Annotated in this window: 17 protein-coding genes; 4 read left to right on the top strand and 13 right to left on the bottom strand. The window is 68.4% G+C overall.

Going from position 1 to position 15,739, the window contains the following annotated elements; genetic code table 11:
* Nucleotides 1–13: 13 nt before the first annotated feature.
* Genes ACX1DX_RS02445 through hemQ form a run of 3 tightly spaced genes read left to right on the top strand, consistent with a single transcriptional unit; the run spans nucleotide 14 to nucleotide 3,047 of the window.
* Nucleotides 14–1,282, top strand: a complete 1,269-nt coding sequence (locus ACX1DX_RS02445; RefSeq protein ID WP_459397545.1) for a glutamyl-tRNA reductase — start codon at nucleotides 14–16, stop codon at nucleotides 1,280–1,282.
* The gene (locus tag ACX1DX_RS02440) at nucleotides 1,279–2,319 is read left to right on the top strand and encodes a ferrochelatase (RefSeq protein WP_459397544.1); all 1,041 of its coding nucleotides are present in this window, start codon (nucleotides 1,279–1,281) and stop codon (nucleotides 2,317–2,319) included. The genes ACX1DX_RS02445 and ACX1DX_RS02440 overlap by 4 nt, the downstream gene beginning before the upstream one ends.
* A 14-nt stretch (nucleotides 2,320–2,333) precedes the next feature.
* Nucleotides 2,334–3,047, top strand: a complete 714-nt coding sequence (gene hemQ, locus ACX1DX_RS02435; RefSeq protein WP_459397543.1) for a hydrogen peroxide-dependent heme synthase — start codon at nucleotides 2,334–2,336, stop codon at nucleotides 3,045–3,047.
* A 55-nt stretch (nucleotides 3,048–3,102) separates the two neighbouring features.
* Here hemQ and ACX1DX_RS02430 read toward each other — a convergent pair whose 3' ends face one another.
* From ACX1DX_RS02430 to ACX1DX_RS02380, 11 genes are all read right to left on the bottom strand, one after another.
* Nucleotides 3,103–3,699, bottom strand: coding sequence for a histidine phosphatase family protein (locus ACX1DX_RS02430; protein ID WP_459397542.1), 597 nt, complete (start codon nucleotides 3,697–3,699; stop codon nucleotides 3,103–3,105).
* Complete coding sequence (gene rsfS / locus ACX1DX_RS02425) at nucleotides 3,696–4,082, bottom strand: ribosome silencing factor (RefSeq protein WP_459397541.1); 387 nt, start codon at nucleotides 4,080–4,082, stop codon at nucleotides 3,696–3,698. The genes ACX1DX_RS02430 and rsfS overlap by 4 nt, the downstream gene beginning before the upstream one ends.
* The gene (gene nadD / locus ACX1DX_RS02420) at nucleotides 4,069–4,737 is read right to left on the bottom strand and encodes a nicotinate-nucleotide adenylyltransferase (protein ID WP_459397540.1); all 669 of its coding nucleotides are present in this window, start codon (nucleotides 4,735–4,737) and stop codon (nucleotides 4,069–4,071) included. Before nadD ends, rsfS begins: the two co-directional genes overlap by 14 nt.
* On the bottom strand, nucleotides 4,734–4,871 hold the full coding sequence (locus tag ACX1DX_RS02415; RefSeq protein WP_158069036.1) for a hypothetical protein: 138 nt from the start codon (nucleotides 4,869–4,871) through the stop codon (nucleotides 4,734–4,736). Before ACX1DX_RS02415 ends, nadD begins: the two co-directional genes overlap by 4 nt.
* Before the next feature lie 45 nt (nucleotides 4,872–4,916).
* Entirely contained in the window at nucleotides 4,917–6,158 is a 1,242-nt protein-coding gene (locus tag ACX1DX_RS02410) for a glutamate-5-semialdehyde dehydrogenase (RefSeq protein ID WP_459397539.1), read from the bottom strand.
* A 29-nt stretch (nucleotides 6,159–6,187) separates the two neighbouring features.
* Nucleotides 6,188–6,796 (bottom strand): SWEET family sugar transporter, encoded by a 609-nt coding sequence (locus ACX1DX_RS02405; protein WP_459397538.1) that lies wholly within the window; start codon nucleotides 6,794–6,796, stop codon nucleotides 6,188–6,190.
* A gap of 59 nt (nucleotides 6,797–6,855) precedes the next feature.
* Entirely contained in the window at nucleotides 6,856–7,956 is a 1,101-nt protein-coding gene (gene proB / locus ACX1DX_RS02400; RefSeq protein WP_076059227.1) for a glutamate 5-kinase, read from the bottom strand.
* On the bottom strand, nucleotides 7,946–9,445 hold the full coding sequence (gene obgE, locus ACX1DX_RS02395) for a GTPase ObgE (RefSeq protein WP_459397537.1): 1,500 nt from the start codon (nucleotides 9,443–9,445) through the stop codon (nucleotides 7,946–7,948). The genes proB and obgE overlap by 11 nt, the downstream gene beginning before the upstream one ends.
* 91 nt (nucleotides 9,446–9,536) lie before the next feature.
* Complete coding sequence (gene rpmA, locus ACX1DX_RS02390) at nucleotides 9,537–9,788, bottom strand: 50S ribosomal protein L27 (protein WP_076059232.1); 252 nt, start codon at nucleotides 9,786–9,788, stop codon at nucleotides 9,537–9,539.
* 11 nt (nucleotides 9,789–9,799) lie between these two features.
* Nucleotides 9,800–10,108: a 50S ribosomal protein L21 gene (gene rplU / locus ACX1DX_RS02385; RefSeq protein WP_076059234.1), complete on the bottom strand. Its 309-nt coding sequence runs from the start codon at nucleotides 10,106–10,108 to the stop codon at nucleotides 9,800–9,802.
* Nucleotides 10,109–10,238: 130 nt separating this feature from the next.
* Nucleotides 10,239–11,915, bottom strand: coding sequence for a ribonuclease J (locus ACX1DX_RS02380; RefSeq protein ID WP_459397536.1), 1,677 nt, complete (start codon nucleotides 11,913–11,915; stop codon nucleotides 10,239–10,241).
* Between the two features lie 82 nt (nucleotides 11,916–11,997).
* On the opposite strand from ACX1DX_RS02380, the gene ACX1DX_RS02375 reads away from it, so the two are divergent.
* A complete protein-coding gene (locus ACX1DX_RS02375; protein WP_182764797.1) occupies nucleotides 11,998–12,534 on the top strand; it encodes a GNAT family N-acetyltransferase in 537 nt (178 codons plus the stop codon).
* On the opposite strand, the gene dapB is transcribed toward ACX1DX_RS02375, so the two are convergent.
* Together dapB and ACX1DX_RS02365 are read right to left on the bottom strand one after the other, a co-directional pair.
* Nucleotides 12,535–13,275: a 4-hydroxy-tetrahydrodipicolinate reductase gene (gene dapB / locus ACX1DX_RS02370; protein WP_182764798.1), complete on the bottom strand. Its 741-nt coding sequence runs from the start codon at nucleotides 13,273–13,275 to the stop codon at nucleotides 12,535–12,537. It abuts the gene before it with no gap.
* Nucleotides 13,276–13,408: 133 nt separating this feature from the next.
* A complete protein-coding gene (locus ACX1DX_RS02365; protein WP_182764799.1) occupies nucleotides 13,409–15,625 on the bottom strand; it encodes a polyribonucleotide nucleotidyltransferase in 2,217 nt (738 codons plus the stop codon).
* Nucleotides 15,626–15,739 lie beyond the last annotated feature (114 nt).

Genomic DNA, 15,739 nt, shown 5'->3' with positions numbered 1-15,739 from the left:
GCTCACTGTGACAATGCGTGTCTTCTCCATTCAGCACAACCGGCAGGGCCTGTCCGAGGTCGAGCGGATTGCCGCCGACATCGAGGGGATGGTCGACCGGCTCCGCGACGTGCCGGAAGTGACCGGCGCCGTGGTGCTCAGCACCTGCAACCGCGTCGAGATCATCCTCGACACCAACGGCGAGGCCACGCCGGGTCAGCTGCGAGCCGCCCTGAACGACCACTTCGCCACCCCGCCGGCCTGGGACCTGTACCTGGGTGAGGCGGCCCTCGGGCACGTCTTCCGCGTCGCCGCGGGGCTCGACTCCATGGTGGTGGGCGAGCGCGAGATCGCAGGCCAGCTGCGCCGCGCCCTCATGGATGCCCAGGACCTCGGCCACACGTCGCTGCCGCTCAACATCGCCGTCGAGGAGGCGCTGAAGACCTCCCGCCGCGTCGCTCGCGAAACCAGCCTCGAGGGCGCCGGGCGCTCCGTCGTGAGCGCCGGCCTGGACCTCATCGATGTCGCGGACTGGCCCTCAGCCCGGGTGCTGGTGGTGGGCACCGGTTCCTACGCGGGCGCCGTGGTCGCTGCTGCACGAACCCGCGGCGTCACCAACCTGATGGTCCACTCCGCCAGCGGCCGCGGGGCCCACTTCGCCGAGAGCCACGGCATCGGCCACATCGAATCACTGCCCGACGCGCTGCCCTCCGCAGACGTCGTGGTGACGTGCCGGGGCCGCGGCGGTCACGTCGTCACCCCCGCGGACGTCACCGGCCCCGCACGGTTCCTGGACCTGTCACTCAACCGCGACGTCCATCCCGCCGTCGCCACGCTGCCCGGCGTGCACGTCGTGGACCTGGCCACCATCCAGCAGTCCGTCGGCTCCGGCATCGCGGAGGACACCCGCCGCGCCCAGTCGATCGTCAACGAAGGCCTCGCCGAGGCGCGCACCAAGCTCCGCGCCCGCGTCGTCGACCCCGCCGTGGTGGGCCTGCGCGAGGCCGTCATGGGCCTCGTGGACGACGAGGTCACCCGCCTGCCCAACCGCCCGTTGTCGCACGACGACGCGGCGCTGGCGCTGCGCCGGCTGGCCACCCGCCTGCTCCACATCCCCTCCACCCGTGCCAAGCTGGCCGCCCAACGCGGCCGCACGGATGAATACCTCAACGCCATGGCGGAGCTCTACGGCATCGGGGAAACCCCCGGCATCGACGCCGACGCCCTGGAGACAGATTCCTGCCCGGCAACCAGCCTGAGCGTGACTGATCTGGATTCAACCCTCGACAGGGAGGCCATGTGACCCTCGAGCCCTACAGCGCAGTGCTGTTCGCTTCCTACGGAGGACCGAACAAACCTGACGACGTGCTGCCGTTCATGCGCAACGCCACCGCCGGCAAGAACATCCCGGATGAACGCCTCCTGGAGGTCTCCGAGCACTACATGCTGTTCGGTGGGAAGTCCCCGATCAACGAGCTCAACGCTTCCCTCATGGAGGCGGTGCGCGCCGAACTGGCCCGCCGTGGCGTCGAGGTGCCCGTCGTCATCGGCAACCGTAACTGGACGCCCTACATGGGCGACACCGTCGACGAGCTGATCGGCGACGGCCACACCCGCGTTCTCGCGCTGGCCACCTCCGCGTACCGCTCCTACTCCAGCTGCCGCCAGTACTGCGAGGACCTCCTGGGCGCCCGCGACGGCAAGGACATCCAGATCGACAAGATCGACCCGTTCGCTGAGACCCCCGAGTTCGTCTCCGCCAACGCCCGCGCGGTCGTCGACGGGGTGCGCACCATGCGGGCCCGCATCGGCGACGGCGAGTTGCGGGTGCTGTTCGTGACCCACTCCATCCCGCTCACGATGAACCAGGCCTCCGCCACCGGCGAGCCCGAGAGCCGCTATGGCGCCCAGCACCTGAGGGTCGCCGAGGCGGTGGCCCGCGAGGCGTCCGAGACGCTCGGCGAGACCCTCACCTGGGAGCTCACCTACTGCTCGCGCTCCGGCGCCCCGCACATCCCGTGGCTGGAGCCCGACATCAACGACCGGCTCGAAGAGGTCGCGGAAGAGGGCGTGGCCGGCGTCGTCGCGGTGCCGTTCGGCTTCATCAAGGACCACATGGAGGTGGCCTACGACCTCGACACCGAGGGCAAGCAGACCGCTGAGCGCCTCGGCCTCCCCTACGAGAGGGCCGCCACCGTCGGCACCGATGAGGGTTTCGTCGCGATGCTCGTGGACAAGTTGCTGCTCCGCGCGGCTGTGGCCAGGGGCGAAGCGGAAGACACCACCATCTGTCAGTTCTCGACGGCACGGTGCTGCCTGCCCCGTCCAGCAACCACCTGAGGAAGGCACCTGAGATGAGCAAGCACCCCGGTCGCGACGAACGCGACCAGACCGATGTCGACCTCGAGGCCATCAACCAGCAGTCGCTCTACGCCATGTATTCGGTGTTCGAGCTGGCCGCTCCCCTGCCCCTCGATGTGGACCTCACGTCGGTCGAGCAGAAGATGGCAGACCTGGGCGTCACCGTGCGCGGGTTCTACGACGTCGCCGGCTTCCGCGCCGACGCCGACCTGATGGTCTGGACCCTCTCCGAGGACCCCCAGAAGCTGCAGGCCGCCTACCACGCGCTGCGCCGCAGCGCGCTGGGCGACTACCTCTCCCCCGTGTGGTCCGTGGTGGCGGTGCACCGCCCGTCCGAGTTCAACCGCGCCCACGTGCCCAGCTGCTTCGCCGGCTTCGCCCCGCGCCCCTGGCTGACCGTCTACCCCTTCGTACGCAGCTTCGACTGGTACTACCTCGACGAAGAGCACCGCTCCAAGATGCTCATGGAGCACGGCATCGCCGGCCGTGAATACCCCGACGTCGTCGCCTCGACGTTGTCGGCCTTCGCGCTGGGCGACTACGAGTGGATCCTCGCCTTCGAGGCGGACGAACTGCACCGGCTCACCGACGCGATGCGCCACCAGCGCGGCGTTGAGGCCCGCCTCCACGTGCGGGAGGAGACCCCGTTCTTCACCGGGCCGCGCGTCGACTTGGCCCAGTGGATCGAGCGCCAACCGCGCGTCTGACCCGCAACTGCAGAGCACCCACGCCCGCCCCGGGCGTGGGTGCTCTGCTGTTCGGTCAGCCGACGTTGTGGGCCAGCAGGCGCCAGGCGCCGTGCGCGTGGCCCACTTCGGAGTGGTGCGCGTTGGTGAGGCTGCCGAGCACCCGTCCCTCGAGGCCCAGCAGCGAGTGCAGCACACGGTTGAGGAACAGCCCGTGGGAGACGATCAGCACGGTGCCGCCGTCGTGTCGCCCCGCGATCTCCAGCAGCGCCGGCCTGCCGCGCTCCACCACCTCTGCGAGCGTCTCACCCTCGGGCGAGCGCCGGAAGTCGACGCCGTCGGCGTACTTGGCCTCATAATCCGGCATCAGCGCGTGCACCTCGGCCCAGGTGAGGCCTGCCCACGAGCCCACGTTGATCTCCATCAACCGTGGGTCGACGACGAGCTCAGCCTCGGGCCGCACGATGCGGGCCGTCTCCGCCGCACGCACGAGCGGCGAGGTGTACACAGCGTCGAAGTGGAAAGGCGCCAGACGGTCCCGGGCGGCCTCGGCCTGCCGTCGACCCATGTCGTTGACGGGGATGTCCGCATGGCCCTGGAACCGGCCCTGGGCGTTGTGGTCCGTCTCACCGTGCCGGAGCAGCACCAGACGGGTGGCGTGAGCGATCCTCACAGTTCCTCGTCTGCCTCCTCAGGCAGGTGGATGTCGAGCGGGATCTGGGGGCAGTCCTTCCAGAGCCGCTCCAGGTTGTACAGCAGCCGCTCCTCAGTGTGCTGGGCGTGCACGACGAAGTCGATGTAGTCGAGCAGCACCCAGCGGTTCTCGCGGTCACCCTCGCGGCGCACAGGCTTGCGGCCCACCTTGAGCAGGGCCTCCTCCACGCCGTCGACGATGGCGCCCACCTGGCGCTCGTTGCCTGCCGAGGCGATGAGGAACACGTCCGTGATGGACAGCTGCTCCGACACGTCGAAGGCGACGATGCTGTGGCCCTTCTTGTCGGCCGCGGCCTGGGCGGCGATCCGGACGGGCTCGAGCACGTCGTCAGCAATGGTCATCAGGAACTCCTGTCATGGGGGCCGGGTACAGCCCCCGCTTGGCGATGTACTGCACGATACCGTCCGGGACGAGGTACCAGATGGGCTGGTGGCCCCGGACGCGGTCGCGGCAGTCTGTGGATGAGATGGCCAGCGCGGGGACCTCGAGGAGCGTGACCGCACTCTCCGGGAGGTGGCGCAGGTCGTCCTTCGTCATGGGGACGCCGGGCCGGGTCACCCCGACGAAGTGGGCCAGGTCGAAGAGTTGCTCGGCGCCGCGCCACGTCAGGATCTGGCGCAACGCGTCTGCACCGGTGATGAAGAACAGGTCCGTGTTGTCGCCACGCTCAGCCCGAAGGTCGCGGAGCGTGTCGACGGTGTAGGTGTCGCCTTCGCGGTCGATGTCGACGCGCGAGACGGAGAAGCGGGGGTTCGAGGCCGTCGCGATGACGGTCATCAGGTAGCGGTCCTCGGCCAACGAGACCCTACGGTGCCGTTTCTGCCAGGGCACGCCCGTCGGCACGAAGACGACCTCGTCGAGGCCGAACTGGGCAGCCACTTCCGAGGCGGCCACGAGGTGGCCGTGGTGGATGGGGTCGAAGGTGCCACCCATGACGCCCAGGCGCCAGCGGCCCGGGCGCTGCAGCCGCGCCTCCCCCAGTTCCGTCGACGTCACCGGCTGTTGGGCCGACCGGATCCGAAGCCGATGAGCCAGACGACCACGCCCAGGAGGATCACGAGCACAATTGCGCCCATGACCCAACTCGGCACGAGTGGGGCTTCGGTGGCAGTCTCCAGAAGAAGGTTCATGGCAGGGGATCCTAGCAATCAGTGGTGGTGGTCAGGGTCGTTTGCTCAGCCGCGGACCTGGCCGGCGCCTTCGATGACGTACTTGGAGCTGGTCATCTCGGGCAGGCCCATGGGGCCGCGGGCGTGCAGTTTCTGGGTGGAGATGCCGATCTCGGCGCCGAAGCCGAACTCGCCACCGTCGACGAACCGGCTGGACGCGTTGACCAGGACGGCGGCCGCGTCGACCTCTGCGGCGAAGCGGTCCGCGGAGGTGCGGGAACGGGTCACGATGGTCTCGGAGTGGCCGGTGGTGTGGGCCCGGATGTGGGCCAGGGCCTCGTCGAGGGAGTCCACCACCTTCGTCGCCAGGTCCAGCGTGAGGTACTCGGCGTCGTACTCGTCAGCGACGGCAGGCACCACGGCGTCGGAGTAGGCGCGGGTGGCGTCATCTCCGTGCACGGTGACGCTGGCGCCGGAGAGGGCCTCCAGCGCGCGGGGCAGGAACGCGTCCGCGATGTCGCGGTGCACGAGCAGCGTCTCGGCGGCGTTGCACACACTGGGCCGTTGGGTCTTGGCGTTCAAGAGGATGCTGATCGCCTGGTCGATATCGGCGTCAGCGTCGACGAAGATGTGGCAGTTGCCGGTGCCGGTCTCGATCACGGGCACCGTGGAGCCGTCCACCACGGCCTGAATCAGGCCGGCGCCGCCGCGCGGGATGAGCACGTCCACCAGGCCGCGGGCCCGCATCAGCTCACCGGTGACCTCGCGGCCCCCCTCGATCAGGTGCACCGCATCCGCAGTGACCCCGGCGTCGGTGAGGCCCTTGCGCAGCGCGGCGATGGTGACGCGGTTGGTGTTGAGGGCCGACGACGAGCCGCGCAGCAGGGCGGCGTTGCCGGACTTCAGGCAGATGCCCGCAGCGTCTGCCGTGACGTTGGGCCGCGCCTCGTAGATGATGCCCACCACCCCGAAGGGGACCCGCACCTGGCGGACGGAGACGCCGTTGGGGAGCTTCCAACCGCGGACCACGTCGCCGACGGGGTCCGGCAGTGCCGCGAGGTCTCGGAGGCCCTGCACCATGCCGTCGATGCGCGCGGGGGTCAGCTTCAGCCGGTCGACGATGGACTCCTCGGTGCCGGTGCTGCGGGCGTTGGCGACGTCGACCTCGTTGGCCTCGAGCAGGTCCTGCTCAGCGGCCGCCAGCGCGTCAGCCATGGCCTGGAGGGCCTTGTCCTTCTGTGCGCGGTTCAGCGTGGCGAGCTCGACGGACGCCTGGCGGGCAGCGATGGCCTGATCACGAAAGTCCATGCCCGAGAGTCTAGGCCAGCCCTCCGGGGTCAGGAGGCGGCGACCACGTCCGCGGTGCGGCCTGCGCGCGCCCGCCGCACCAGGTAGACGGCGAGGTTCGCGACGCAGGAAAGCGTCATGGCCCCGGCGCAGATGATCAGCGCCCAGTCCGGCTTGAACATCCCGAAGCCGAACCACATGGCCTGCACGAGCAGCATCAGGGCGAGGTAGCTGCCGGAGACGCCCTCGACATGGGGTGCGGTGAGCAGTTCGCGCAACTGCGCGAACTGACCCACCAGTTGCGGCACCAGGACGGCGAAGCCGAAGAAGACAGGCCCCAGCCACAGGTTCAGGCCGGAGAGTGCCAGCGCTGCGACGACGGGGAGCACGAGGTGGCGGGCGACGGGCTCGCCGCGGTCGCGCAGCACGAAGACCACGATGGCCAGCGAAGCCACGGTGAGGAGCACGTTCGGCACCTGCATCTGCGGCGACTGTGAGAGGAAGCCGTGGACGGCCCAGGCGGCGGTGCTACCGGTGACCAGCTGCCACAGCGTCAACGAGACGCCGGCGCTGGTGCCCGACCTGAGGATGCGGACCAGTTGCGGGATGCTGGACGACACGCCCAGTGCAGCTGCGAACCAGCCGAAGACCTCAATCACGTCTGCCAGCTTAAGTCGCGCCGCCGGACTAGACCAATCGGCCTGACGGGCCCAGGGGTTCAGTCGTTCAGAATCATCACGTCGCGGTGGACCGCGGGGCGCTGCCGGGTGTGCCCGGCCTCGGTGCTGGAGTGCCCGGCCTCGGCCTGCAACTGCGCGCTCGAATAGCCGGCAAAACCTCTGCCGAGCGGCTCGTTGTCCGGGCCGATGATCTCCACCGGCTCACCTTCTGCGAACGTGCCCTTCACCTCACGGATGCCCGCGGGCAGGAGCGACGCCTTCGAGGCGAGCAGTGCCCGCCTGGCCCCGGCGTCGATGTGCAGCCAGCCCCTGGGCTCCGCGGCGAACGCCAGCCACAGCAGTCGGCGCGGACGGCGCTTCCTGCGGGCCGGGAAGTAGGTGCCCACCTCGGCGCCGGCGAGCGCCTCCTCCAGGTCGTCGGCGTGGCCCAGCACGACGCTGACCCCGGCCTGCGTCGCGATGTCCGCCGCTTGGAGCTTCGTCTGCATGCCGCCGGTGCCCACCCGCGAGCCGAGCCGGGAGGTGTCCACCTTCAACTCCGCGATGTCCTCGACCACCGTGATCTTCTCCGCCCCGGGAGTGTCCGGGTGCGCGGTGTACAGGCCGTCGACGTCACTCAACAGGACCAACGCATCGGCCCGCACGAGGTGGGCGACGAGGGCGGCGAGCCTGTCGTTGTCGCCGAAGCGGATCTCGTGGGTGGCGACGGTGTCGTTTTCGTTGATGATCGGCACCACGTCGAGGCGGAAGAGCCGCGAGATGGTGTTGAGAGCGTTGCGGTAGGTCTTGGGGCGCAGCACGTCCTCGACCGTCAGCAGCAGCTGCGCCACGTTGACGCCGTGCTCCGCGAACGCATCGGAATAGTGCCGGATGAGCAGCCCCATCCCGACGGCGGCGGCAGCCTGCTGGGTTTCGAGATCCCGCGGCCGGCGGCGCAGCCCCAGGGGCGCGAGGGCGGCCGCGATGGCCCCGGAGGTGACCAGAACCACCCGGACGCCCCGGTGGTGCAGTGCGGAGAGCGAGTCCGCGAGCCGCGCGATGCGGCGGTGGTCGAGATGGCCGTCAGGCAGGGTCAGTGATGACGACCCGACCTTGACGACAACACGTTTCGCCTGGGAGACCGCTGTCCTACTCGTCATCCTCGCCCTCGGGGTCCATGCCGGTGACGGCGTAATCCACGCTCGCCTTCGCGGCATGGTACTCCGCATCGAGACGCCGACGCTTCATGACCGAGGGCCGTTCCGAATCCAGGCGGATGTCCTCGCCACGACGGCCGAGGTTCTCCGCGCCGATGTCGATCTGCGGCGCGAAGTCGAACACGACGGGGTTGTCGCCGCTGCCGATCGCCACGGCGTCGCCGGCCTCGGCGCCCATCTCCAGCAGCTTGTTCTCCACGCCGATGCGGTTGAGCCTGTCTGCGAGGTAGCCCACCGCCTCCGCATTGTTGAAGTCCGTCTGTCGGATCCAGCGCTCGGGCTTCTCGCCGCGCACGCGCCAGACGAAGCCGCCCTCGCCGTCGCCCTTCTTGGCGATGGTGAACTCCTCGATGGAGCCACGCTTGCGCGCCACCGGCTCGGGACGCAGAACCGTCTTCGGCGCGGCGGCCTCCGGCAGCGAGGCCCGGCGTGCCGCGACGATCTCCGCCATGCGGTACTTCAGTTCGTTGAGGCCCTCGCCCGTCTTGGTGGAGATCTCGAAGATGGGCATGCCGAGCTTCTCGAGCTCCGGGCGGGAGATCTCCGCCAGATCCGGGGCGTCCGGGAGGTCCATCTTGTTCAGCGCGATGAGCCGCACGCGGTCCTCGAGCCCGCCGTGGGCGGCGAGCTCGCCCTCGATGACCTCAAGGTCGGAGATCGGGTCGCGGCCCGGTTCATAGGTGCCCAGGTCGATGACGTGGACGATGGCCTGGCACCGCTCGATGTGGCGCAGGAAGTCGAAGCCGAGGCCCCGGCCCTCAGAGGCGCCTTCGATGAGGCCGGGCACGTCCGCGACGGTGTAGGTCACGTCGCCGGCCACGACCACGCCGAGGTTGGGCACCAGCGTCGTGAACGGGTAGTCGGCGATCTTGGGCCGCGCCCGCGAAATGGCGGCGATCAGCGACGACTTGCCGGCCGAGGGGAACCCGACCAGGCCGACGTCGGCCACCACCTTGAGCTCGAGCTGGACCTGGCGGCCCTCGCCCTCCTCACCGAGCAGCGCGAAGCCGGGGGCCTTGCGCGTAGCGGTGGCCAGCGCAGCATTGCCGAGGCCACCCCGGCCGCCTTGGGCCACGACGAACTCGGCGCCGGGCTCCGTCAGGTCTGCCAGCACCTCGCCGGTGTCCGCGTCGGTGACGATGGTCCCGCTGGGCACGTCGAGGATGATGTCGCCGGCCTTCGCGCCGTGCTGGTTGTCTCCCCTGCCCGGCTCACCGTTGTTCGCCTTGCGCAGGGACTGCCGGTGGTAGTCCACCAGCGTCGACATGGAGTCGTCCACTCGGAAGATGACAGAGCCGCCGTCGCCACCGTTGCCGCCGTCCGGGCCACCGAGGGGCTTGAACTTCTCACGGTGCACAGAGGCGCAACCGTGCCCGCCGTTGCCGGCCTGCACGGTGAACTTGACGCGGTCGACGAATGAGGGAATAGCCACGATGGGCTCCAATCTGCCGGAACTGAATACCGGTTCTTCCGAAAATAGCAAGAACGGCCCCGGAGGGCCGTTCTCGAAGTGTTTTACCTGATCAGACGGTGACGATGTTGACGACGCGGCGACCGCGCTTCACACCGAACTCCACCTGGCCCTCGACAAGGGCGAACAGGGTGTCGTCGCCACCGCGGCCGACGCCGTCGCCCGGGTGGAAGTGGGTGCCGCGCTGGCGGACGATGATCTCGCCGGCTCCGACGAGCTGGCCGCCGTAGCGCTTCACGCCGAGACGCTGAGCGTTCGAGTCGCGGCCGTTGTGCGTCGAGGACGCGCCTTTCTTATGTGCCATCTCTAGTCTCCTCAGGCCTTGATGTCGGTGACTTTGACCTGGGTGTACCGCTGACGGTGACCCTGGCGCTTCTTGTAACCGGTCTTGTTCTTGTACTTCATGATCCGGATCTTCGGACCCTTGGTCATACCGAGAACCTCGGCGGTGACGGACACCTTGCCGAGCTTCTTGGCGTCAGAGGTGATCTTGTCGCCGTCAACCAGCAGCAGCGGCTGCAGGGTGACGGTACCGCCGACCTCTTCGGACACCAGGTCGATGTCCAGGACGTCGCCAACAGCAACCTTGTGCTGACGTCCACCGTTGCGCACGATCGCGTACACGACTGACCTACCTTCTTGGATTTCAAATGAGTTTCTCGGGTGCCCAACCCGGAATGACCCAGGGGGCAAAGCACCGATGGACCACTCTACGCGGTCCATCCGATCCGGGTCAAACCGGGTTCGTGTGCTGCTACGTGGTGACGACCACGGGCACGATCATGGGGCGGCGACGCAGGCGTCGCGAGACCCACTGGCCCAGCGCCCGACGCGTCACCTGCTGGAGGCGCTGCGTGTCGTTGACTCCGTCGCGCATCGCGTCCCGAAGTGCCTCCTCGACCCGCGTCCTGGCCTCGTCGAACGCGCTGGCGTCCTCAGCGAGGCCCCGGAACTGGATCTCAGGGCCGGAGACGACGGTGCCGTTGTGCAGGTCCACCACGGCGATGACGGACACGAAGCCCTCCTCGCCGAGGATGCGACGGTCCATGATCGATTCCGAGATGTCGCCCACGGTGGCTCCGTCGACGAAGATGTAGCTGGCGTCGACCGAGCCGACCTTCTTCGCCACGCCGTTCTTCAGGTCGACGACGTCGCCGTCGCCGATGACGAGCACGTTGCTGCTCGGCACGCCCGTGGATTCGGCCAACTTGCCGTTGGCGATGAGGTGGCGCACCTCGCCGTGGACGGGCATCACGTTGCGCGGGCGGATGATGTTGTAGCAGTAGAGCAATTCACCGGCCGACGCATGGCCGGAGACGTGCACCATCGCGTTGCCCTTGTGCACCACGTTGGCGCCGAGCTTGGCCAAGCCGTTGATCACGCGGTAGACGGAGTTCTCGTTGCCCGGGATCAGGGAGCTGGCCAACAGCACCGTGTCTCCGGGGCCCACCTCGACGACGGGGTGGTCGCGGTTGGCGATCCGGCTGAGCGCCGCGAGCGGTTCGCCCTGTGAGCCGGTGGAGACGATGACGACCTTGTCTGCGGGGTACTTGTCGATGTCCTTCATCTCGATCAGCGTGCCGGCCGGGACCGTGAGGTAGCCAAGGTCCCGCGCCGTCGACATGTTACGCACCATCGAGCGTCCGACGTAGACGACCTTGCGGCCGTGCTTGACGGCCATGTTCATCACCTGCTGGATGCGGTGGACGTGCGAGGCGAAGCTCGCCACGATCAGCTTGCCCTTCGCACCCTCGAACACGCGCTGCATGGCGGGCTCGATGTCCTTCTCGTGGGTGGTGAAACCGGGGGTCTCGGCGTTGGTGGAGTCCACCAGGAAGAGGTCCACGCCCTCCTCTCCCAGACGCGCGAAGCCGCGCAGATCCGTGATCCGCCCGTCGAGCGGCAGCTGGTCCATCTTGAAGTCGCCCGTGTGCAGGACGGTGCCGCCCTTGGTGCGGATGGCCACGGCGAGGGCGTCGGGGATGGAGTGGTTGACGGCGAGGAACTCGAATTCGTAGTTGCCGATCTCGATGATCTCCCCCTCCTCCACGGCGTCGAGTTCGAACTCGCGGATGCGGTGCTCGCGGAGCTTCGCGGCCAGGAAGGCCAGCGTCAGCTTGGAGCCGTACACGGGGATGTTGTTGCGGCGCTTGAGGAGGTACGGCACGGCGCCGATGTGGTCCTCGTGTCCGTGCGTCAGCACGAGCGCCACGATGTCGTCGAGCCTGTCGGTGAGGTAGTCGAGGCCCGGGAGGATCAGGTCGACGCCCGGGTGGTCGTCCTCGGGGAACAGCACCCCGCAGTCGACGATCGCGATCTGGCCATCGATTTCGAAGGCCGTCATGTTGCGGCCGACGTCACCCAACCCGCCGAGAGGGATCACCCGCAAGGTGCCAGGGGCAAGTTTCGGTGGCGTCTTCACTTCAGTCATGGTCCCCAACACTACTTCACCCACCGTGGGCCCGACCACACCTGTGGATGCGCCGACGCCGGCAGCCCATAAGATGGCACGCATGTCTGCCATCGACACCGTGCGCCTCGCGCTCCCCCAGGAAGCCGTCGACATCGCCCGCATCCAGCGGCGCGCCTGGACCGACGGCGGGGTCCTGTCGGCCGCGGCGGGCGAGGTGAGCGCGGATGAAGCCACCCGGGCCTGGCACGAGGCGATCGTCAAGCCGCCGCTGGCACACCTGCGGGTGCTGGTGGCCATCGCGGAGGCAGGGGTCGTCGGATTCGCCGTCACGGGCCCCTCGGGTGATCCGGACCGCGACGTGTCGGACGGCTACATCGCTGAGTTCGTGGTGGACCCGAAGCACCGTGGCCAGGGCCACGGGTCGCGGCTGATCAACGCCGCCGTCGACACGCTGCGCAAGGACGGCTACCAGGTGGCCACCATGTGGGTGCCGTCGGCCGACGACTCCCTGCGCCAATTCCTGAACAGCTGCGGCTGGGCCCCCGATGGGGCGCACCAGCGCGTCGGTGTCGGTGAGGACGAGGCAACGGCGATCAAGCTGCTGCGGTTCCACACCGACATCTCCGACGCCGGCTGATCAGAGGCCGAGGACCGTGTCCATCTCCAGGGTGAGGCCCGGGTTGTCCATCACGTAGCGGATGCCCTCGAGCACGCCCGGCATGAACGAGACCCGCTCGAACGAGTCGTGACGGATCGTGAGCGTCTCTCCTGTCTCACCCAGCAACACCTCCTGGTGGGCCACCAGGCCCTGCAGGCGCACGCCGTGGATGTGGATGCCGTCGACCACGGCGCCCCGTGCCCCGGAGTCGTGCACGGTGGCGTCTGGAACCGGCCCGAGGCCCGCCTCCGCGCGGGCGCGGGCGATGCGGTGCGCCGTCGTGGTGGCGGTGCCCGACGGGGCGTCGGCCTTGTTCGGATGGTGCAGCTCGACGATCTCCACCGAGGGGTAGAACGGCGCGGCGATCGCGGCGAACTTCATCATCAACACGGCGCCGATGGAGAAGTTGGAGGCGATGAGGACGCCCACGCCGGGGTGCGCCTCGGCCAGTGCCCGCACCTCGGCCACCCGCTCCTCCGTGAACCCGGTGGTGCCGATGACCATGTTGATGTCGCGCTCCAGACACCAACGGATGTTGTCCATGACCGCGTCCGGGTGGGTGAAGTCGACGACGACCTCCGCCCGTCCGACCTGGCTGCGGTCCTCATTGATGTCGACGCCGCCGGACGTCGCCATGTCGTCCGCCCGGTTGACCGCACGCACGACCTCACTACCCATTTTTCCGCTGACGCCGAAGATTCCGACTCGGATCTCTCGCATGATGACCTCTCACTCAGGGTGTCAGGACCATCCAAGCAGAGGATTTGTCCGCGCCACCAACCGGCCGACCGATGGACGACGAAGGGGCGGGCCCGTTACCGGACCCGCCCCCGTCAATCAGGGTGGTTACTGATCAGTTCTCTTCGCCGGCTGCTTCCTCGGCCTCGTTGTCTTCGACAACGGGAACCAGGGACAGCTTGCCGCGGTCGTCGATCTCGGAGATCTCGACCTGCAGCTTCTGGCCGACCGACAGCACGTCTTCGACGTCCTCGACGCGCTTGCCACCGGCAAGGGCGCGCAGCTTCGAGATGTGCAGCAGGCCGTCCTTGCCCGGCATCAGGGACACGAACGCGCCGAACGAGGTGAGCTTCACGACGGTGCCGAGGTAGCGCTCACCCTTCTCCGGCAGGTGTGGGTTGGCGATCTGGTTGATGTGGGCAACAGCGGCCTCAGCTGCTTCGCCCGTGGTCGCGCCCACGTACACGGTGCCGTCATCTTCGATTGCGATGTTGGCGCCGGTCTCCTCCTGGATCTGGTTGATGATCTTGCCCTTGGGGCCGATGACCTCACCGATCTTGTCCACGGGGATCCGCAGCGAGATGATCCGCGGTGCGTAGGGGCTCATCTCGTCCGGCACGTCGATGGCCTCGCTCATGACGTCGAGGAGCGTGTGGCGGGCGTCGCGGGCCTGCAGGAGGGCCTTCTGCAGCTCGATGGCGGGGATGCCGTTGAGCTTGGTGTCGAGCTGGAGCGCGGTGACGAAGTCACGCGTGCCGGCCACCTTGAAGTCCATGTCGCCGAGTGCGTCCTCCGCACCCAGGATGTCGGTCAGCGCGACGTACTTGGTCTCGCCGTCGACCTCTTCGCTCATCAGGCCCATCGCGATACCGGCGACGGGGGCCTTGAGGGGCACGCCGGCGTTCAGCAGCGACAGGGTGGAGGCGCAGACGGAACCCATCGACGTGGAGCCGTTGGAGCCGAGGGCTTCCGACACCTGACGGATGGCGTAGGGGAACTCGGAGCGGGTGGGCAGCACCGGGATGAGCGCACGCTCAGCCAGGGCGCCGTGGCCGATCTCGCGACGCTTGGGCGAACCCACGCGGCCGGTCTCACCGGTGGAGTACGGCGGGAAGTTGTAGTTGTGCATGTAGCGCTTGGTCGACTCCGGCGAGAGCGTGTCGATCTTCTGCACCATGTCCAGCATGTTCAGCGTGGAGACACCCAGGATCTGGGTCTCGCCGCGCTGGAACAGCGCCGAGCCGTGCACGCGCGGGATGACCTCGACCTCGGCCGACAGCGTACGGATGTCGCTGGGGCCACGGCCGTCGATGCGGACGTGCTCCGTGAGAGTGCGGTGGCGCACGACGCTCTTGGTGAGCGCCTTGAGGGCCGCGGAGACCTCGTTCATACGGTCGGCGAAGCGCTCGGCGAGCTGCTCCTGCACATCCTGACGGATGGCGTGGGTGGCGTCGTCGCGCTCCTGCTTGCCGGCGATCTGCATGGCCTCGGCCACGCGGTCCTTGGCGAGCTCCTCGACGGCGGCGTACACGTCTTCCTCGTGGTCACGGAAGACCGGGAAGTCGTAGGTTTCCTTGGGCATCTTCGCGGCGAGCTCCGACTGGGCGTCGCACAGTGCCTTGATGAACGGCTTGGCCGCTTCGAGGCCCTGCCCGACGATCTCCTCGTTCGGGGCGGTCTTGCCCGCACGCACGAGCTCCCAGGTCGCCTCGGTGCCGCCGGCCTCGACCATCATGATGGCCACGTCGCCGTCGGCCAGCACGCGGCCGGCCACGACCATCTGGAAGGCGGACTTGTTGACCTGCTCGACGGTGGGGAATGCCACCCACTGGTCGTCGATGAGTGCGACGCGGACGCCACCGATGGGGCCGGAGAACGGCAGGCCCGCGATCTGGGTGGACATCGACGCGGCGTTGATGGCCACGACGTCGTACATGACGTCGGGGTTGAGGGACAGCACGGTCACGACGACCTGGACCTCGTTGCGCAGACCCTTGACGAAGGCGGGGCGCAGCGGCCGGTCGATCAGGCGACAGGCCAGGATGGCGCCCTCACCGGGGCGTCCTTCGCGGCGGAAGAACGAACCGGGGATGCGGCCGGCTGCGTACATGCGCTCCTCGACGTCCACCGTGAGGGGGAAGAAGTCGATGGCGTCGCGGGGGGTCTTCTGTGCGGTGGTCGCCGACAGCAACATGGTGTCGCCGTCGAGGTAGACGGCGGCCGAGCCATCGGCCTGCTGGGCCAGATAACCGGCCTCGAAACGAACTGTGTGCTTGCCGAAAGAACCGTTGTCAATCACGGCCTCAGCAAATTCAATGCCTGGTCCTTCCACGGACAGGCTCCTTTCATGTGAGCTGCCGCCCCGCCCTCGTGGCGGGATCTGCCCACCGCGCCTGCCGGTCTTCGATCGAGGCCCGCGGGGGTAGAACACCCGAGAGCCACTACC

This window comes from Tessaracoccus zhenghani (assembly GCF_054552775.1).
Note: the sequence above shows the minus strand (reverse complement) of the source record. Positions and strands in the feature narration are given on the sequence as shown.